We start from the raw sequence: 17,962 nt of genomic DNA, 5'->3' as shown, positions 1-17,962 counted from the left end.
TCCGGGCCCCAGGGGCGCGGGGGAGCCGCGTACCCGTCGGGTACGCCGCCGTACGGATCACGCCAGTATCCGTCGCTGCACCCTTCGCAGGACGCCCCTGAGGAGTCCCCGGAGTCTGCGGATGCGCCTCAGCCCGAAGAGCCGAGGACCGAGACGACACTGACGACGCGCATCCGGATCAACATCCCCGGCTCGCGCCCCATCCCGCCGGTCGTCATGCGTACGCCGATGAGCGACGCCGAGGCGGACGCCTCGCGTGAGCGCACAGGCAGCACCCCGCGTCCGGGCGGCCCTGCGTCCAACGGCGCACCGGGTGCACAGGGTGAACCGGCCGACGAGGCGCGGGACGGCGCGGCGGCCGCGGAACCGGCCGCCGACAAGCCCTCCAGAGAGAAGAGTGGCAGCGACTGGTTCGCCCCGCGCAAGGCCCCGACGAACACGTCGGTGGCCGGCGGCGCGGGCGTACCGGCCGGCGGTGGTCCGGGCGTGGGCACGGGTGCCGGTACGGATGTGGACGCCGGCAGATCCGGCGGACCCGCCGGACCGCCCGCGCCGCGCGTCGACCTTCCGTACTTCTCGGAGGGTCCGCAGCGTGCGGGCGACCAGGGGGCGCCCCGCCCCGGTGCCCGCGACGAGTTCGGTGGGGACGAGATTCCCGGGCCGCGCTCCACGCCGAACCTCGGTGTGCGTACGCCGGGCCCGGCCGGTGCCACCACCGGTCCGGTCACCGGCACCTCGCCGCTCACCCCGAATTTCGGTGGGGCGGACGGGTTCGCCGGCCGTCCCGGTGGCCAACCCGGCGTGTCCGGTCCCGGTGCTCCCGGTGGCGTACCCCCGCGGATGTCCGACGACACGGCCGTCCTGACGCCGCAGTTCGCGGCGCCGGGCTCCGGTGCCGGGGGCAACGTCTCCGGGGACACGCTCACCAGTGGCATCCCCGTCGTCCCACCGGAGCACCGCTCGCCGTCCGCCCCGTCGCTGTTCGCGCGGCCGGGCGCTCCCGGCGGTCCAGGCGTGCCGGGTCCCGGCCCGACGGCCGGTCTCCAGGACAGCCCGATGGGTACCGGACCGGGTGGGCCGGGTGGACCGGTTCGCCCCGCCGCCCCGGCACCCGCCCCCGCCGCCCGCCCCGCCCCGGCCCCCGTGAAGAAGGGCCGCTCCAAGCTGGTCCTGCTCTGCGTGGGAGTCGTCGGTCTGGCCGGAGTCGCGTACGGTGCGGGCCTGCTGATGAACCACTCCGAGGTTCCCAAGGGCACCACCGTCCTCGGCGTCGACATCGGCGGCGGCACGAAGGAGCAGGCCGTCGCCAAGCTGGACGCGGCGCTCGGCGAGCGCGCCAAGACGCCCCTCCAGCTGTCCGTGGACGGCAAGAACACGCAGCTCGCCCCGGACAAGGCCGGTCTCTCGCTGGACAGCCAGGAGACCGTGCGCGGAGCCGCGGGCAGCGACTACAACCCGGTGTCCGTGATCGGCTCCCTCTTCGGCGGCGAGCGGAAGGCCGACCCGGTGATCCCGGTCGACGAGGAGAAGCTCGGCGTCGCGCTGACCGATCTGGCGGGCGCCTCCGGCTCCGCCCGCGACGGCACGATCAAGTTCGAGCCGGGCAAGGCCGTCGAGGTCCCCGGCAAGGTGGGCAAGGGGCTGGACGTCAACCGGTCGATGATCTCGGTCCGGGACGCGTACCGCGCCCAGGTGCAGACCGGCAAGCCGGCCACGGTCGAACTGCCGGTCGCCACCCGCGAGCCCACCATCAACCAGGCCGAACTGGACCGGGCCATGAACGACTTCGCGAAGCCCGCGATGTCCGGCCTGATCACCATCAAGGCCGGGCCCAAGCAGATCCAGTTCGGCCCCGCGAAGTCGCTGCCGCAGATCCTGTCCATGAAGGCGGTCAACGGTCGGCTGGTCGAGGTCTACAACAAGACCGCGATCGACACCCTCTGCGACGGTGTCTTCGACGGCATCATGATCACCAAGGGTGACGGCAAGAAGCACCAGCTCAGTGCGGACGACGTGGCGCATGCCATGCAGACCGCACTGCTCGGCAAGACCACTGCCGAGCGCACCGCCACCATCGCCCTCGACGGCAACGGATAGCACCACCCGTACCGCCGCAGTACGCACGGCACCGCCCCCGGCCGGACCTCCGGCCGGGGGCGGTGCCGTGCGTACTGCGGCGGCGCAAGGGCGGTGTCATGCGTCCGGCATGACATCTGTCATCCCCGATTCACGACCCGTGACCCTGCCGGGCGGACACCCCGCTCCGCCAGGCTGGGCGCATGACAACGACAGCCACCGAAGCCACCACCGCGCAAGCGGCCGTGGTCAGCTTCGACCAGGTCAGCAAGGCATACGGGGACGTGCGCGCCGTCGACGGACTCTCCCTCGACCTGCACCCCGGCGAGACCGTGGCGCTCCTCGGCCCCAACGGCGCCGGAAAGTCCTCCACCCTCGATCTGCTCCTCGGTCTGCGCACAGCGGACTCCGGCACGGTCCGGCTCTTCGGTACGTCCCCGCAGGAGGCGATCGCCCGGGGCCGGGTCGGCGCGATGCTGCAGAGCGGCGGCCTGATGGAGGACGTCACGGTCGAGGAGATCGTCCGGCTCGTCTGCCATCTGCACCCCCGCCCGTACCCGGTCTCCGACGTCCTGGCCCGCGCGGGCATCGCGTCGATCGCCGACCGGATGGTCAACAAGCTCTCCGGCGGCCAGGAGCAGCGCGTACGGTTCGCGCTCGCCACCGCCGGGGCCAACGACCTGATCGTCCTCGACGAACCGACCACCGGCATGGACGTCACCGCCCGCCAGGCCTTCTGGGCCACCATGCGCGAGCAGGCCGAGCAGGGCCGTACCGTCCTGTTCGCCACGCACTACCTCGAAGAGGCCGACGCGATCGCGGACCGCGTCCTCGTCCTCCACAAGGGCCGGCTCCTCGCCGACGGCACCGCGGCCGAGATCAAGGCGAAGGCCGGGGCCCGCCGGATCTCCTTCGAGCTGGAAGCCCCGATCGACGAAGCGGCACTGCGCGACCTGCCGTTCCTGTCCACGTTCGACATCAGCGGCAACAGGGTCCGTATCCAGTCGCACAACGCCGACGCGACCGTCCACGCGGTCTACGCGCTCGGCCTCTACCCGCGCGAACTCGAAGTCGCAGGACTCGGCCTGGAGCAGGCCTTCGTCGCCATCACCGAGGCCGAGGAGGCCAGGACCGCATGATGAATTTCTTCTCGTGGACACTGATCAGGCTCGAAGTGACCCGCACGCTGCGGAACAAGAAGTTCATGTTCTTCTCGATCATCTATCCGTCGGTGATCTACCTGCTGATCTCCGGCACGCAGAACACCACCGACAAGGTCCCGCACACCGACCTGACCCTGCAGGCCTTCTTCATGGTCTCGATGGCCTCGTTCGGCGCGCTGACCGCCGTGCTGATGGGCAACAGCGAGCGCATCGCCAAGGAGCGTGAGAAGGGCTGGGTCCGCCAGCTGCGCCTGACCGCACTGCCCAGCCGCGGCTACGTCCTGGCGAAGATCGCCAGCGCCGCGATGGTCACCCTGCCGTGCATCGTGGTCGTCTTCCTGGTCGCCGCTGCCGTCAAGCACGTGCGGATGGACGCCTGGCAGTGGTTCGCGCTGGTCGGGGTCATCTGGGCCGGTTCGCTGGTCTTCGCCGCGCTCGGGGTCGCCATCGGCTACATCGCCAGCGGCGACGCGGTCCGCCCGATCACCATGATCATCTACTTTGCGCTGTCGATCCTCGGCGGCCTGTGGATGCCGAGCGCGACCTTCCCGCAGTGGCTCCAGAACATCTCCGAGTGGCTGCCCACCCACGCGTACGCTTCACTCGGCCAGGCCGTCGAGATGGGCGGCTCGCCGCACGCCAAGGACGTCGGCATCCTCTTCGTCTACTTCCTGCTCTTCGCGGGTGGCGCGGCCTGGCTCTACCGGAAGGACACCCTCAAGGCGTGAACGACGACGCGACGTTCGTAGGGATCGGGCGCCCGCCGACCAACCGCCGCCAGGTGGGCGTCAAGCTGCTCTGGATCGGCATCTGGCTCGCGTTCATGAGCGCCCCGGTCAAGGACCTCCTCGACGGCAACCACACGCCGTGGGCCACCGCGCTCGGCGCCCTCGGCCTGGCGGTCTTCGTCGGGACGTACCTGGTCCTCGTCTTCCGCCACACGTCGAAGGCGCTGGACCGTCGCCGGGTCGGCACGACGATCGCCTTCCTCGGCGCCCTGGCCGTCGCCCTCTCCCTGACGCTGGGCACCCCGTGGCTGGTCCTCTTCGTGTACGTCTCCGTCACCGTCGGGGCCACCTTGCCCCTGCGGACCGCCGGCTGGCTGATCCCCGCCGTCACCGCCGTACTCGTCGGCATCGGCCTGACCGGCGACCACCCGCGCGAGATCATCACCGCCCTGGTCTTCCCCGCGCTTCTCGGCGGGTTCGCGATGACCGGCGTACGGCAGATGATCCGTACGACCATCGAGCTGCGCGAGGCCCGCGCCACCGTCGCCCAGCTCGCCGCCAACGAGGAACGGCTTCGGCTCGCCCGCGATCTGCACGACCTGCTCGGCCACTCGCTCTCCCTGATCACGCTCAAGAGCGAGCTGGCCGGACGGATGCTCCCCGACCACCCCGACCAGGCGGCGCTCCAGGTCGCCGACATCGAACAGGTCAGCCGGCAGGCCCTGGTGGACGTGCGCAGCGCCGTCACCGGCTACCGGCGGCCGACGCTCCCCGGCGAACTGGCCGGAGCCCGTACCGCACTCGCCGCCGCCGGCATCACCGCCGACGTCCCGACCGATGCCCCCGACGAACTCCCCGAGAAGCCCGAGGAAGTCCTCGCCTGGGCGCTGCGCGAAGCCGTCACCAACGTCGTACGCCACAGCGGTGCCCGCCGCTGCACGGTCACCCTCGCCCCACGCCAGACGCTGGGCGGCCGGATCCTGGAACTCACGGTTGCGGACGACGGCCGGGGCGGCTCCGGTACGAAGCCGGGCAACGGCCTCACCGGTATCACCGAACGGCTCGCCACGGTCGACGGCACGATGACCACCCGGCCCACCAACTCCGCATCCGGTAAAGGCTTCACCCTCACCCTCAGTGTTCCGCTCGGATCCGGCCTAGGATCCGGGGAATGAGCATGATCAGACTTCTCCTCGCCGAGGACCAGTCCATGGTGCGCGAGGCCCTCGCGGCGCTGCTCGGTCTGGAACCCGACATCGAGGTGGTGGCCCAGGTCGCCCGCGGTGACGAGGTGCTCGCCGCGGCCCGCGAGCACGCCGTCGACGTCGCGCTCCTCGACATTGAGATGCCGGGAATGACGGGGATTGAGGCGGCAGGACTTCTGCGGAGCGAACTCCCGGCCGTGAAGGTCGTCGTCGTCACGACGTTCGGCCGCCCCGGCTATCTGCGTCGCGCGATGGAGTCGGGCGCGGACGCCTTCCTGGTGAAGGACGCCCCCGCCGCCCAACTCGCCGAAGCGGTACGCAAGGTGCTCGCCGGAGAACGCGTCATCGACCCGACGCTGGCGGCGGCGGCGCTCGCCGACGGGGCGAGCCCACTGACCGAACGCGAACGCGATGTCCTGCGCACGGCGGCCGACGGCTCCACCAACGCGGAGATCGCCACCGCGCTCCATCTCTCGCAGGGCACGGTCCGCAACTACCTGTCCACGGCGATCCAGAAGATGGCGGCGCGGAACAGGGCGGAGGCGGTACGGATCGCGAGCGAGAAGGGCTGGCTGTAGCGGCCCGGAATCATGCCCCGCGGGTGGGGACGGGCGGCCCGGTCCGACCGCCCCCTGTACACGGCACCGCCGATTCGGAGATCCTCGGTAACCGTGACCGACAAGACAAGCGATCCCGCGTGGCCCAGGGGCATCAGCGCCCTCACCCTCTTCGTCGAGGACCTGGACACCACAAAACGTTTCTACCGGGAGGTCTTCGGGCTGCCGGTGATCTTCGAGGACGACAACTCCGCCGTATTCCGCTTCGGGGACACCCTCATCAACCTGCTGAGGACCACCGAGGCGCACGAGCTGATCGAGCCCGCACGCGTCGCGTCGCCCGACGCCGGATCCCGCTTCCAGCTCACCCTTGCCGTGGATGACGTGGACGCGATGTGCGAGGAGCTGACCGCACGAGGCGTGACGCTGCTGAACGGGCCGATGGACCGCCCCTGGGGAATCCGGACCGCCAGCTTCCGTGATCCCGGTGGCCACATCTGGGAGATCGCGAAGTGACCGGGGAAGCGCCACCGAACGGCGAGATCGGGGCACTGCTCAGGGCCCTGGACGGGCAGCGACGCCACATCCTGGGAATTCTCGAGGGGCTGGACCAGGATGCGCTGCGGCAGGCCGTGCTGCCGTCCGGATGGAACTGCCTGGGACTCGTGCAGCACCTTGTGCTGGACGTCGAACGGTTCTGGTTCCGCGCGGTCGTCGCCGGTGAGAAGGACGTCATCCGAGCCCTGGACGACAGCGACGACGCCTGGCAGGTGGGCCCCGATGTGACGGCCGCCGACGTCCTCGGACGGTACCGCCACGAGACGGAACTCGCGGATGCCGTCATCGCCGCCACAGCTGCGGAGACCGGCCTGGCCTGGTGGCCGCACCACCTCTTCGGCGAACCGCACCTGCACAACCTTCGGGACGTTCTGCTGCACGTCATCACCGAGACCGCGTGTCACGCCGGCCATCTCGACGCGGCACGGGAACTCATCGACGGCCGACGCTGGATGGTTCTGACCTGAGGGCTGTCCGGGTCATGCCGGCTCGCGGGGTCCGAACGAAGAACCCCAGGACAGCGTGGTCCGTCGGCCGACCGGGCCCTCAGCGGAGGGCGCGCACCATGACGGCGAACAGCGGGCTGTCGGGGAAGGGCCGCTGGTCGCCTATGTGGGCGTATCCCCACGTCTCGTAGAGCGCCTTGACCCTGGAGTGTTCCCGCTCGCACAGCAGCGTGACCCGTTGCTCCGTGCGGCGGCTGAGAAGTTCCTCATGAATGGCGTGCGCGGCGCCCGTGTCCCGCCACGGCTTGCGCACCATCAACTCGAACAGGGCGAGCGTGCGTGACCCGGTCTCTCTCGCGAAACCTTCGGGCAGGGGGGTGGTCATGTGCGTCCACCAGCGGGCGTCCTCGGGTAAGGGTGCGGCGTAGGCGTAGCCGACGGGTTCGGTTCCGGCATAGCCGATCACCGCTTCCCAGCCGGTGCCTCTGGAGTGATTCGTCAGTCGTTGGTCGAAACGCTCAAGACTGGTGAACGGCACGTGGAGTTGACCGGCGTACACCTCCGCATACACGTCCAGGAGGACGTGGCGGATGCCCGGCAGCTCGCCGTCCGTGCAGTGCCGCAGATCGAGGGTCATCCGGCGGTCTCCTTCACGGCCGTGCGCAGCAGCCATTCGCGTGCGAGGGGGGAGGGGTGCGTGGTCAGCCGACGGCGGAAGTCGTCGAGGAGGCTGCTGATGCGATGGCTTCCGGGCGCGCTTCCCGCTGTGGTGAGCGCGCGGTCGGCTGTCGCGGACGCCGCCTCGATGTCGTCCTGATCGAGCTGGGCGAGAGCGAGTTGGGCGGTGTAGTAGACCCGGTTCCGGGTGAGCTCGGGGCTGAGCCGGGCCAGTGCCTGATGCGTGCTGGCTTCGGCCTGCTCGGGCCGGCCGAGCCGCTGGTGGACGATCCCGGCCAGGCCGTGCAGCTCCGCCCCGTCGTAGTAGGCGAGCCAGGTGGGGCGATGGGCCGGATCGGTGCGGGCGAGCGCGTCCTCCGCATGGCCCAGGGCGCGCAGTGCGGGCTGTTTGTCACGAATACGCGCGTGGGACAGGGCGATCCGGACGTGGGCGTGGGACGCGTACAGCGGATCGCGCCGGGCCATGCCCGAGTCCCGCGCCGCCTGCGCTGCGTGAAGAGCCTCGATGGGTCGTCCGCGTTGCCCCGCAAGCATGGCGACGTTGTTCCATGCCCGGTGAACGGCTTCGGGATCTCCGGACAGTCCCGCCAGAGTGACAGCACGCTCGAGATGCTGCGCGGCCCGCTGCTGGTGGTGCGAGTCGAGAGCGGCCCAGGCCGCGGTGCTCGCCGCGTTCGCGGCCGTGGCATAGAGCAGGGAACGTACGCGGGCCGAGGCGCGACCGCTGTTGAGCAGGGACAGGGAGTGGTTCATCCAGCCAAGGAATTGGGCTTCGATACGACTCGTGCCGCCGAGCTTGTTCTCCTCCTGATACAGAGCGTCCAGGGCCTGGTCGATACGTCGGACGTCGCTGAACCCGACGCTGTTCCGCGCTGCGGGCAGGACGACGCCTGCGGCTGCCACCGCGGCCCTGGTGGTGAAGGCTCGTCGCTCCACGGAATCCTCCGGTGTCGCTCGGACGGCAGCCGAGGAGGAGCTCTGCCGGGGGACGAAGCCGAGCTCTTCGGCCGTGCAGCCGAATTCTGCCTCCAGAGCCTGCCGTTGACGGCTGTGCGGCCAACGGGTCCTTCCCGTCAGGTAGTTCCGGATATGCCGGTCCTGAAGGGTTCCGGGCCGGCCGGTCAGCCGCTCGATGTGCTCATTGAGCCGGGCTGCGAGTTCGTGCTGCATCAGACCCGCAGCATTCATACGATCGGCCAGTACGGCGTTGCCGGTCTTTCCCGTCATGAACTCACGGTAGCGACAACCGGCACCGGCAGTGGGGCGATCGGGCGCCGGAAATTTCCGGTCGTCCGTAAGCGCACCGCACTCCGAATTGCCTTCTGCGGAGGTTGATATGGGGATCTCCTTGGAGCACCATTCCTCGGAGACCTGAAGGCAATCGGGTGCGCTCCCGGCCGCCGGTAGGAGGACCCGTGACCGGGAACGAACCTCACGCCGCTCCTCGGCACGCGGTCGCCGGCACCGGCATCGATGTCGACGCGATCGCACGGGCCGTCGACCATGCGCTGACGAAACGCCCGACACGTCCCCGACGCGACGTCATCGACACGGGGACCAATGAACTGATCGGACATCTGCGGACCTTGATGGCCGTCGAAGACTACGGCTACGACCAGGAAGGCCGTGGCGGCGTCCGCGCGCTGTTCCGCGTCGCGTACCGGAACCTCGATCTCGCCGTACGGCCGGACGGTGCCACGTCCGACGCCGTTGCCTTCACGTACTGGCGGATGATCGCGAGCCTGACCGCGGCGTTCCGCGACCTGTACGTCGCCCTCCCGGAGGAACCGGCGCCCTGATCCGGTCGGCGATGCAGTGGCACTGCTTCGAACGGTCGACGGCCATGGGTGTCGGGCAGCGTCCGATGCGGTCGTCGCAACCAGTGGGGTGGGAGGTGATGTCCTGTCAGATGTCCTGCCGTACGAAGGAAAGGCACCCGACTGTGCGATCCAACGGAGCCCGCGCGACCCGCCGGACGATCCTGGCCACCGGGGCGGGGGCGGCCCTGGCCGCTGTGTCCCTGTCGCCCCCCGCGCACGCCGCCGCGAGCGTGCACAGCTCCTCGACAGCGTCCGGCGCGGCGGACCGGACCGCCCGGGAGTTGCGCGCCCTGGAACGGGAGCACTCCGCCCGGCTCGGCGCCTACGCCCATGACACCGCCACGGGCCGCACGGTGGTGTACCGACCGGACGAGCGCTTCCCGATGTGCTCCCTGTTCAAGACCATCGGCGTGGCGGCGGTCCTTCGCGATCTGGACCGCAGAGGCGAGTTCCTGGCCCGCCGTATCCGCTACACCGCGCAGTACGTCGAGGCCTCGGGCAACTCGCCGATCACCGGCAGGCCCGACAACCTGTCCGGCGGGATGACGGTCGCCGAGCTGTGCGCGTACTCCATCACGCACAGCGACAACACCGCGGCCAACCTCCTCCTCCGAGAACTGGGCGGCCCCGGCGCCGTCACCCGCTTCTGCCGCTCCATCGGCGACCCGGTCACCCGCCTCGACCGCTGGGAACCCGAGCTGAATTCGGCGGAGCCATGGCGTGGGACGGACACCACCACGCCTCGTGCCGTCGGACGTACCTACGCGCGCCTCGTCCTGGGAGACGCACTCGTTCCCTGCGACCGCCGGCTGCTCACCGGCTGGCTGCTCGCCAACACCACCAGCGGAGAACGCTTCCGCGCCGGGCTTCCCGCCGACTGGACCGTCGCGGACAAGACCGCCGGCGGCAGCTACGGGGGCAACAACAACGCCGGCATCGCCTGGCCCCCCGGCCGCCCGCCGGTCGTCCTGGCAGTGATGACCACCAAGCCCGATCGGGACGCCCCCGCTGACAACCCCCTGGTCGCCAGGACGGCCGGCGTTCTGGCCGCAGCCCTGAGCCGACCGCCGACGACGGCACGGTGAGGCGGCTCTGCCACCGGCCTGAACAGGACGGATTTCGGTTTCGCGTGATCCGTGGCGCTGGCACACTCATGCGTCATGACGACTGGACACAGCGAGGACGCGTTCCTGCGCGTAGGTGCGGAGGACCCGGCGCTCTCCACCCGCCTGAGCGAAGAACTGACCGCGTTCAACAACGATGCGACCGGCGCCCACGACGACCGCGGCCTCTCCGTCCGGGTCACCGATGAGGCGGGCGAACTGGTGGCCGGGCTGGTCGGCTGGACCTGGGGCGGTTGTGCCGGGATATCGGAAGTGTGGGTGCGGGCCGACCGGCGCCACGAAGGCTGGGGGGCACGCCTGGTGCGCGCCGCCGAGGACGAGGCTGTGGCGCGCGGCTGCTCATCGATGATCGTCTCGTCGATGTCCTTCCAGGCGCCCGGCTTCTACCGTCGGCAGGGCTATCTGGAGACCGGCAGCGGCGGAGGGATCCCGGGCGGTCACACCCGTCATCACTTCTTCAAGGAGTTGGGACGGACGGAGGCGGCCCGCTGAATCAGGGGCGCTTCGTCGAGTCGAGATGGGCGAACACCACCACGTTGTCCTTGTAGTCCTTGGCCTTCCTGTCGTAGGTGCCGCCGCACGTGATCAGTCGCAGCTGCGCGTCCGGAGTGTCGGCGTACACCAGGTCGTTGGGGAAGTTCGCCTTGCTGAACTTCTCGACGGAGTCGACCTTGAACGTGGCGACGCTGCCGTCCGCCCGGGTGATGTCGACCGTGGCTCCTTGCTTCACGAACTGGAGCTGAAGGAACACCGCCGGTCCGGTCGTCGTGTCGACGTGGCCGGCGACGATCGCCGAGCCGCGCTCACCGGGCGTCACTCCGCCCTTGTACCAGCCGACCAGGTTGGTGTCGTTCGGTGGCGGGGGGTTGAGCTGCCCGTTCGCGCCGATGGACAGCGGTGTGAAGGGTGCGTTGACCGCGATCGACGGGATCTGGAGCTTCGTCGGCTTGGAACGCGGCATGAACAGCCCCGTCGGGCTGGGGGAGGCCGCGGCCGACGGAGCCGGAGGGGCGGGAGGGGCGGCGGCGGGAGCGGGAGCCGCCATCGACGGGATGGCCGGCGGCTTGTTGTCCTCCGCGGTGCCGAACGAGTTGAAGATCATGAGCAGGCCCAGTCCGGCTGCTGCTGCGGGCCAGAGCAGGGTGCGGCCGAAGGTGGAAGGGCCGGTGCCGGATGCGGAGGGGGTCGAATCGGACGACTGCGGGGCGGCCATCGGAGCGTGCCTTTCTTCCGTGCGTCATCAGTCGGTCGGGCGGTCGTTCGGTCAGCTGGTGCGGCGGGAAACGCAGCCGCCGCGGCCGCCGCCCCGAGGGACGGCGACCGCGACAGATGCGGCGATCCGCTGGCCGTTCAGTTCGTTCAGGCCACCGCACCACCCGTGGACTGACGGCGGCGCATCTTGTACGCACCGACGCCGAGCCCACCGATCAGCAGTGCCGAACCGGCGGCCAGACCGCTGCCGGCGGTCGTGGCCGTTCCGCCACCACCGGTGCGGACGCCGCCGCGCGGCCTGTCGCCGTTGTCGCCCCTGCTGCCCTCGTCGCCGCCGTCGTCGCCGTAACCACCGTCGTCGCCGTAACCGCCCTCGTCGCCGTAGCCGCCCTCCTCACCACGACTGTCGCCGCGGCCACCCTTGCCGCCGTGGCCGCCGTGGCCGTCGTCGGACACGACCATGGCCATGGCGCCGCCACCGGTGCGGACGCCGCCGCTGGGCTTGCTGCCGTTGCCACGGCTGCCCTGGTCGCCGCTGCCCTTCTTGTCACCGCCGTGGTTCGCGAGGTAGCCGCTGCCTTCCTCGCCGCCCTCCTCGCTGCCGTACTCGCCACCGTCCTCACTGCCGTCCTCGTCGCCGGCCTCGTCACCGTGCTTGTTGAGGTAGCCACTCTCGTCCTCGTCGACGAAGCCGGTGCCGGCGTCCTCCTCACCGCGCTGGGACTTCCCGCCGTGGTCGGACTTGTTGCCGTGGCCCTCGTCGCCGTCCGCCTTCATGGCCAGCGCACCGCCACCGGTGCGGACGCCGCCGCTGGGCCTCTCTCCGTCCTGGCGGTTGCCGCCGTCCTCGCCACGGCCGCCACGGCCGCCTTCGTCGTCGCCGCCACGGCCGCCTTCGTCGTCGCCGCCGCGGCCGCCTTCGTCGCTGCCACGGCCGCCTTCGTCGCTGCCACGGCCGCCTTCGTCGCTGCCACGGCCGCCTTCGTCGCTGCCACGGCCGCCTTCGTCGCCGCCGCGACCGCCTTCGTCGCTGCCACGGCCGCCTTCGTCGCTGCCACGACCGCCTTCGTCGCCGCCACGGCCGCCGTTCTCGTGGTTGCTGTGGGAGGAGCCGCCGCCGTCGCGGTCGGCCACGGTCATCGCGAATGCGGCTGGTGTCGTGATCGCCAGGACCGCACTGATGGCGGCCGAAGCGAACAAGGTGCGGGCAGAGCGCATCTGAACACGTTCCTTTCGGCGCAACTGCGGGAGTGACTGGCTGTCGACTCGGTGTGACGCAGTAGCGACGTGTTCCACCGTCAATCGAAAAACGACTCCGCGCCAATAGGCGGCTCCGCGTCGGAGCCAATGCGTGGTCTCTTCGGGTGGCGAAAAGCGAATAATCACCCATTGGACTGTATGCAACGCCGCGCCGAGGTTTGGGGTTCACCGACCCACTCGTTTGCTGACTGCTCCTCACGGTGACGGGGCGTCCGATGGAGTCGGAAGCGCTCCTGCGTAACACTTGAACTCCCATGGCTCAGAGGTGAGTTGGAGGATGTGTGGCCTCGACTCCGCCCCTGGCTGGACCGTCACCACGGCGTCCGGCTCTGCGATCCGCGCAGAAAATCGGGGCATCCGGTGGTTCCCGCTGGAAATTCGGTCATAAATGAGTTGTCCGCCGGGGTGGCTTCCTGCTGTACTCCCGGCATCGGCAGACCGGCCATCGGTCAATCGAGACCCAGGAGACGATCATGCGCGGAACTCTCGTGTTCATTCAGACGGAAATTGCCACCGATCTTGAGGACATGAAGCTTCGTGCACTTGCTGAACCTGGGAATTCTGGCGCATGTCGACGCCGGTAAGACGAGCCTGACCGAGCGGCTGCTCCACGCCGCCGGAGTCATCGACGAGATCGGCAGCGTCGACGACGGGAACACCCAGACCGATTCTCTCGCGCTCGAACGGCAGCGCGGCATCACGATCAAGTCGGCCGTCGTCTCTTTTCCCATCGACGACATCACGGTCAATCTGATCGACACACCCGGTCACCCGGACTTCATTGCCGAGGTGGAGCGGGTGCTGAGCGTGCTCGACGGCGCGGTGCTGGTCGTGTCCGCCGTGGAGGGCGTGCAGGCGCAGACCCGCGTGCTGATGCGGACCCTGCAACGGCTGCGGATTCCCACGCTCATCTTCGTGAACAAGATCGACCGCGGCGGTGCGCAGTACGCTTCCGTCCTGCGGACCGTCTCCGAGAAGCTGACCCGGGACGTGGTCGCGATGGGGGCGGTCGACGGGACGGGGTCGCGGAGCGCCCGCTGCACGCCGTACTCGGACTCCGACCCCGGCTTCACCTCCCGGCTGACCGAGCTGCTCGCCGACCGCGACGACGCTCTCCTCGCCGCGTACGTCGACGGCGGCGCGCCGCTCCCGTACAGCACGCTCCGCAGCGCGCTGGTCGCACAGACCGGGCAGGCGCTCGTCCATCCGGTCTTCTTCGGCTCGGCCATCACCGGGGCGGGCGTGGACGCGCTGATCGGCGGGATCAGGGAGCTGCTGCCCGTGTCCGAGGGTGACGTCGACGGGCCGGTCTCGGGCACCGTGTTCAAGGTCGAGCGCGGTTCGAGCGGCGAGAAGATCGCGTACGTCCGGATGTTCTCAGGAACGGTACGGACCCGCGACCGGCTCCCGTTCGGCAGGGACGGAGGATGCGGTGGCAGCGACGCGCCGGGCGAGCGAGGTGGGCGCGAGGACGGCAAGGTCACCGCCATCAGCGTCTTCGACCAGGGCTCCACCGTCCGTGCCGCGTCGGTCCGTGCGGGGCAGATCGGGAAGCTCAGGGGGCTCGGCGACATTCGGATCGGCGATTCGGTCGGGGTGCCGGGAACCGCCACGACCGGTCGCTTCTTCGCTCCGCCGACACTCGAATCGGTCGTCGTTCCCAGCGCTCCGGCCGGCCGGGGTGAACTCCATCTCGCACTCGCCCAGCTCGCCGAACAGGACCCGCTGATCAATCTGCGTCAGGACGACATCCGGAAGGAAGTCTCCGTGTCGCTCTACGGCGAGGTGCAGAAGGAAGTCATCCAGGCGACGCTGGCCGACGAATTCGGGATCGACGTCACCTTCCGGGAGACCACCACCATCTGTGTGGAACGGCCGGTCGGCAGCGGATCCGCGTTCGAGGTCGGGGACACGGAGCACAATCCCTTCCTGGCGACCATCGGGCTGCGCGTCGATCCGGCCCCGATCGGCAGCGGAGTGGAATACCGGCTGGAGGTGGAGCTCGGATCCATGCCGTTCTCATTGATGAGGGCGGTCGAGGAAACGGTCCGTTCGGCGCTGCGGCAGGGAATTCACGGATGGCAGGTGACCGATTGCATTGTCACGATGACACATTCCGGTTACTGGCCCCGGCAGAGCCATTCGCATGCCGTATTCGACAAATCCATGTCGAGCACGGCCGGGGATTTCCGTAATCTGACACCGCTGGTCCTGATGGCCGCGTTGCAACAGGCCGGCACCACGGTGTACGAGCCGATGCACCGGTTCCGGCTGGAGCTTCCGGCGGACACGCTCGGCCCGGCCCTGCCGGTACTCGCCCGCCTGCGCGCGGTGCCGCGGACACCGGACGTGCAGGGGGCGTCGTGCGTACTGCAGGGTGAGATTCCGGCGGCCCGGGTCCATGAACTGCACCAACAGCTTCCGGCGCTCACGCGCGGCGAAGGCGTCCTGGAGACGGCCTTCGACTCGTACCGGGCGGTCGTCGGTACGGCTCCGGACCGTCCGCGTACCGACCACAACCCCCTCAACCGCAAGGAGTACCTGCTGCACACGGTGCGCAGGATCGCCGGACAGGGGGATCCCCGGTAGCCGGTGCCGGGGCGGGAGAGGATCCGGGTCCGGCGTACCCCCGGACCTGCGCGGCTCCCCTTCCGTCCCGATGTAGGGCACCCTGGGCTGCCGCCCGCCACCGCCCGCAGGGAGTCAGTGCACCGTTGTCCACAGCTGAGATCGCACACGAGCAGGACCATCTCGACATGCTTCACGCCCGCGTGGAAGCCCTCCGCGACGATGCCCGGAACCGGCTGACCGGCGTCCTCCGGGAGACCGGCGGGACCCGCCAGGGGCGGCTGGAGCGTGAGGCGGCCGCCGCCCGGTACGCCGGGCAGGTCGCGCGGTACGACGCCGCCGAGAACGGGCTCTGCTTCGGGCGGCTCGATCTGCGGGACGGCGATCGGCACTACATCGGGCGCGTCGGACTGCCCGCCGAGTCCGCGGACGACGATCCGCTGCTGCTGGACTGGCGCGCACCCGCCGCCCGCCCCTTCTACGTCGCCACGCCCGCCGCCCCGCACGGCGTCCGCAGGCGCCGCCACATCACCACCCGTGGAAACCGGGTGGTCCGCCTCGACGACGAGGTTCTCGACCGCGACGGGGTGCCGGTCGGCGAGCTGACCGGCGAGGCCGCGCTGCTCGCCTCGCTCGACGCAGGGCGCACCGGCCGCATGCACGACATCGTTGCCACGCTCCAGGCCGAGCAGGACGCGATCATCCGCTCCGACCACCGAGGGGTCCTGGTGGTGCAGGGTGGCCCGGGCACCGGCAAGACCGCGGTCGCGCTCCACCGGGCCGCGTATCTCCTCTACACGCACCGGCAACTGGCCTCCCGTGGCGTGCTGGTCGTCGGACCGAACCCCACCTTCATCGGGTACATCGGCCAGGTGCTGCCCGGTCTCGGCGAGAACAGCGTGCTGCTGTCCACCGTCGGCGAGCTGTTCCCCGGAGTCCGTGCCGACCGGACCGAACCGTCGGAGACCGCCGAGGTCAAGGGGCGTACGGAGATGGCGGCCGTGATCGCGGCGGCGGTCCGGGACCGCCAGGTACCGGCGGGCACCGGGCTGGAGGTCGAGTTCGACGGCGATGTGGTCCGCCTCGACCACGAGGAGTGCCTACGCGCCGCCGACGCCGCCCGCGCGACCAGGCTGCCGCACAACAGGGCCGCCCCCGTCTTCCGGCGCGAGATCGTCGCCGCGCTGGCCCGGCGGTCCGTCGAGGACACCCGCACCCTCGCCGACCGGCTGGAGGCGGACATCGCCGAGGTGCTGGCCGAGGCCGATCTCGACCGTGCCGTACGCGCCGACCTGGACGCCCTGCCGGGGCTGCTCGGCGAGGAGGACTCGGCCGCCGCCCAGGAACGGACGGAGGCGCAGGACATCGCCGACGTACGGCGGATGCTCGCCACCGACGCCGACGTCCGGGCCGCGCTCGACGCCCTCTGGCCTCCGCTCACCGCACAGCAGTTGCTGACCGACCTGTACGGCGACCGTGCGCGGCTTGTGTCGGCGGCACGTGAACTGACCGATGAGGAAAGGGAGTCGCTGTATCGCGCGCCGGGGGGCGGCTGGACCGCCGCCGACGTGCCGCTGCTCGACGAGGCCGCCGAACTGCTCGGTCAGGACGACCGTGCGGCCGAGGCCGCCGCCGCGGCCGAGCGGGCGGAGGGCGTCGCGTACGCGCAGGGCGTCCTCGACCTCGCGGCAGGTGACGGTGAGGACGAGGAGAGCCTCATGGGCATGCTCGACGCCGAGACGCTCGCCGACCGTCACGAGGAACGCATGGTCCGCACCGTCGCCGAACGCGCCTTCGCCGACCGGGGCTGGGTCTTCGGGCACATCATCGTCGACGAGGCGCAGGAACTGTCCCAGATGGCCTGGCGGCTGCTGATGAGGCGCTGCCCGACCCGCTCCATGACCCTGGTCGGTGACGTCGCGCAGACCGGCGACGCGGCGGGTGCCTCTTCGTGGGCGTCCGCGCTCGCCCCGCACGTCGGCGACCGGTGGCGGCAGGTGTCGCTCACGGTCAACTACCGCACCCCCGCCGAGATCATGGCATCCACCTCGGAGGTTCTCGCGGCGCTCGGCCCGGGGCTCCAGCTGCCGCGCTCGGTACGGGAGACGGGGGCGGAGCCGTGGCGCATGCGAACCGAGCCCGGCCTGCTGGCCCGCACCCTCGCCGACCGGGCGGCGAAGGAGGCCGCCGCACTGGAGGACGGCCGGCTCGCGGTACTCGTCCCTGACGCCCGCCGTGACGAACTGGGCGCAGCGGTGGCCGAGTCGGTCCCGGACGCTGTCTACGGGGACGAGCCCGACCTGGAGAGCCGGGTGGTGGTGCTGGGGGTACGGCAGGCGAAGGGACTGGAGTTCGACGCGGTGCTCATCGCCGATCCGACGGAGATCCTGGCCCGGTCGGCACGCGGTCTGAACGACCTGTACGTCGCACTGACCCGGGCGACACAACGCCTCGGGATCATCCACGGGGGCCCGGCCCCGGCGGTGCTGGAGGGGACGGTCACGGAACTCACCTGAGGGTGGGCGACACACCGGCGACACACCCCGTAGGAGGGGCCGCGGTCCGGC

At 70.4% G+C, this 17,962-nt stretch carries 16 protein-coding genes; 12 read left to right on the top strand and 4 right to left on the bottom strand.

Features of this window, described 5'->3' with window-relative positions; all coding sequences use genetic code 11:
- The first annotated feature begins 228 nt into the window (after window positions 1-228).
- The 7 genes from OG963_RS18075 to OG963_RS18045 all read left to right on the top strand — a co-directional run bounded on the left by OG963_RS18075 (window position 229) and on the right by OG963_RS18045 (window position 6,754).
- Complete coding sequence (locus tag OG963_RS18075; protein ID WP_093772819.1) at window positions 229-2,097, top strand: hypothetical protein; 1,869 nt, start codon at window positions 229-231, stop codon at window positions 2,095-2,097.
- A gap of 182 nt (window positions 2,098-2,279) precedes the next feature.
- Window positions 2,280-3,215: an ABC transporter ATP-binding protein gene (locus OG963_RS18070; RefSeq protein ID WP_093772817.1), complete on the top strand. Its 936-nt coding sequence runs from the start codon at window positions 2,280-2,282 to the stop codon at window positions 3,213-3,215.
- The gene (locus OG963_RS18065) at window positions 3,212-3,967 is read left to right on the top strand and encodes an ABC transporter permease (protein WP_037821734.1); all 756 of its coding nucleotides are present in this window, start codon (window positions 3,212-3,214) and stop codon (window positions 3,965-3,967) included. Before OG963_RS18070 ends, OG963_RS18065 begins: the two co-directional genes overlap by 4 nt.
- Window positions 3,964-5,142, top strand: a complete 1,179-nt coding sequence (locus OG963_RS18060; RefSeq protein ID WP_319328722.1) for a sensor histidine kinase — start codon at window positions 3,964-3,966, stop codon at window positions 5,140-5,142. Before OG963_RS18065 ends, OG963_RS18060 begins: the two co-directional genes overlap by 4 nt.
- Window positions 5,139-5,750 carry a response regulator transcription factor gene (locus tag OG963_RS18055; RefSeq protein WP_030915281.1) on the top strand — a complete coding sequence of 204 codons (612 nt, stop codon included), beginning with the start codon at window positions 5,139-5,141 and terminating at the stop codon, window positions 5,748-5,750. The genes OG963_RS18060 and OG963_RS18055 overlap by 4 nt, the downstream gene beginning before the upstream one ends.
- 93 nt (window positions 5,751-5,843) lie before the next feature.
- Window positions 5,844-6,245, top strand: a complete 402-nt coding sequence (locus OG963_RS18050) for a VOC family protein (protein ID WP_371799238.1) — start codon at window positions 5,844-5,846, stop codon at window positions 6,243-6,245.
- Entirely contained in the window at window positions 6,242-6,754 is a 513-nt protein-coding gene (locus OG963_RS18045) for a DUF664 domain-containing protein (protein WP_371799237.1), read from the top strand. Before OG963_RS18050 ends, OG963_RS18045 begins: the two co-directional genes overlap by 4 nt.
- 79 nt (window positions 6,755-6,833) lie before the next feature.
- Here OG963_RS18045 and OG963_RS18040 read toward each other — a convergent pair whose 3' ends face one another.
- Together OG963_RS18040 and OG963_RS18035 are read right to left on the bottom strand one after the other, a co-directional pair.
- Window positions 6,834-7,370, bottom strand: coding sequence for a hypothetical protein (locus tag OG963_RS18040; protein WP_093772811.1), 537 nt, complete (start codon window positions 7,368-7,370; stop codon window positions 6,834-6,836).
- The gene (locus OG963_RS18035; RefSeq protein WP_093929443.1) at window positions 7,367-8,638 is read right to left on the bottom strand and encodes a hypothetical protein; all 1,272 of its coding nucleotides are present in this window, start codon (window positions 8,636-8,638) and stop codon (window positions 7,367-7,369) included. Before OG963_RS18035 ends, OG963_RS18040 begins: the two co-directional genes overlap by 4 nt.
- Window positions 8,639-8,826: 188 nt before the next feature.
- Here OG963_RS18035 and OG963_RS18030 point away from each other — a divergent pair, with 188 nt between their 5' ends.
- The 3 genes from OG963_RS18030 (at window position 8,827) to OG963_RS18020 (ending at window position 10,847) form a co-directional block, all read left to right on the top strand.
- Window positions 8,827-9,210 carry a hypothetical protein gene (locus OG963_RS18030; RefSeq protein ID WP_093772807.1) on the top strand — a complete coding sequence of 128 codons (384 nt, stop codon included), beginning with the start codon at window positions 8,827-8,829 and terminating at the stop codon, window positions 9,208-9,210.
- 143 nt (window positions 9,211-9,353) lie between these two features.
- Window positions 9,354-10,316, top strand: coding sequence for a class A beta-lactamase (gene bla / locus OG963_RS18025; protein WP_256328053.1), 963 nt, complete (start codon window positions 9,354-9,356; stop codon window positions 10,314-10,316).
- 75 nt (window positions 10,317-10,391) lie between these two features.
- A complete protein-coding gene (locus OG963_RS18020) occupies window positions 10,392-10,847 on the top strand; it encodes a GNAT family N-acetyltransferase (protein ID WP_093772805.1) in 456 nt (151 codons plus the stop codon).
- 1 nt (window position 10,848) lies between these two features.
- Here OG963_RS18020 and OG963_RS18015 read toward each other — a convergent pair whose 3' ends face one another.
- A complete protein-coding gene (locus OG963_RS18015; RefSeq protein ID WP_093772803.1) occupies window positions 10,849-11,568 on the bottom strand; it encodes a class F sortase in 720 nt (239 codons plus the stop codon).
- 146 nt (window positions 11,569-11,714) lie between these two features.
- Entirely contained in the window at window positions 11,715-12,785 is a 1,071-nt protein-coding gene (locus OG963_RS18010; RefSeq protein WP_371799236.1) for a hypothetical protein, read from the bottom strand.
- Between the two features lie 579 nt (window positions 12,786-13,364).
- On the opposite strand from OG963_RS18010, the gene OG963_RS18005 reads away from it, so the two are divergent.
- Both OG963_RS18005 and OG963_RS18000 read left to right on the top strand, forming a co-directional pair.
- Window positions 13,365-15,416: a translation factor GTPase family protein gene (locus OG963_RS18005; RefSeq protein WP_093772799.1), complete on the top strand. Its 2,052-nt coding sequence runs from the start codon at window positions 13,365-13,367 to the stop codon at window positions 15,414-15,416.
- Between the two features lie 125 nt (window positions 15,417-15,541).
- Window positions 15,542-17,911, top strand: coding sequence for an ATP-binding domain-containing protein (locus OG963_RS18000; RefSeq protein WP_371799235.1), 2,370 nt, complete (start codon window positions 15,542-15,544; stop codon window positions 17,909-17,911).
- Window positions 17,912-17,962 lie beyond the last annotated feature (51 nt).

This window comes from Streptomyces sp. NBC_01707 (assembly GCF_041438805.1).
Taxonomy (GTDB): domain Bacteria; phylum Actinomycetota; class Actinomycetes; order Streptomycetales; family Streptomycetaceae; genus Streptomyces.
Note: the sequence above shows the minus strand (reverse complement) of the source record. Positions and strands in the feature narration are given on the sequence as shown.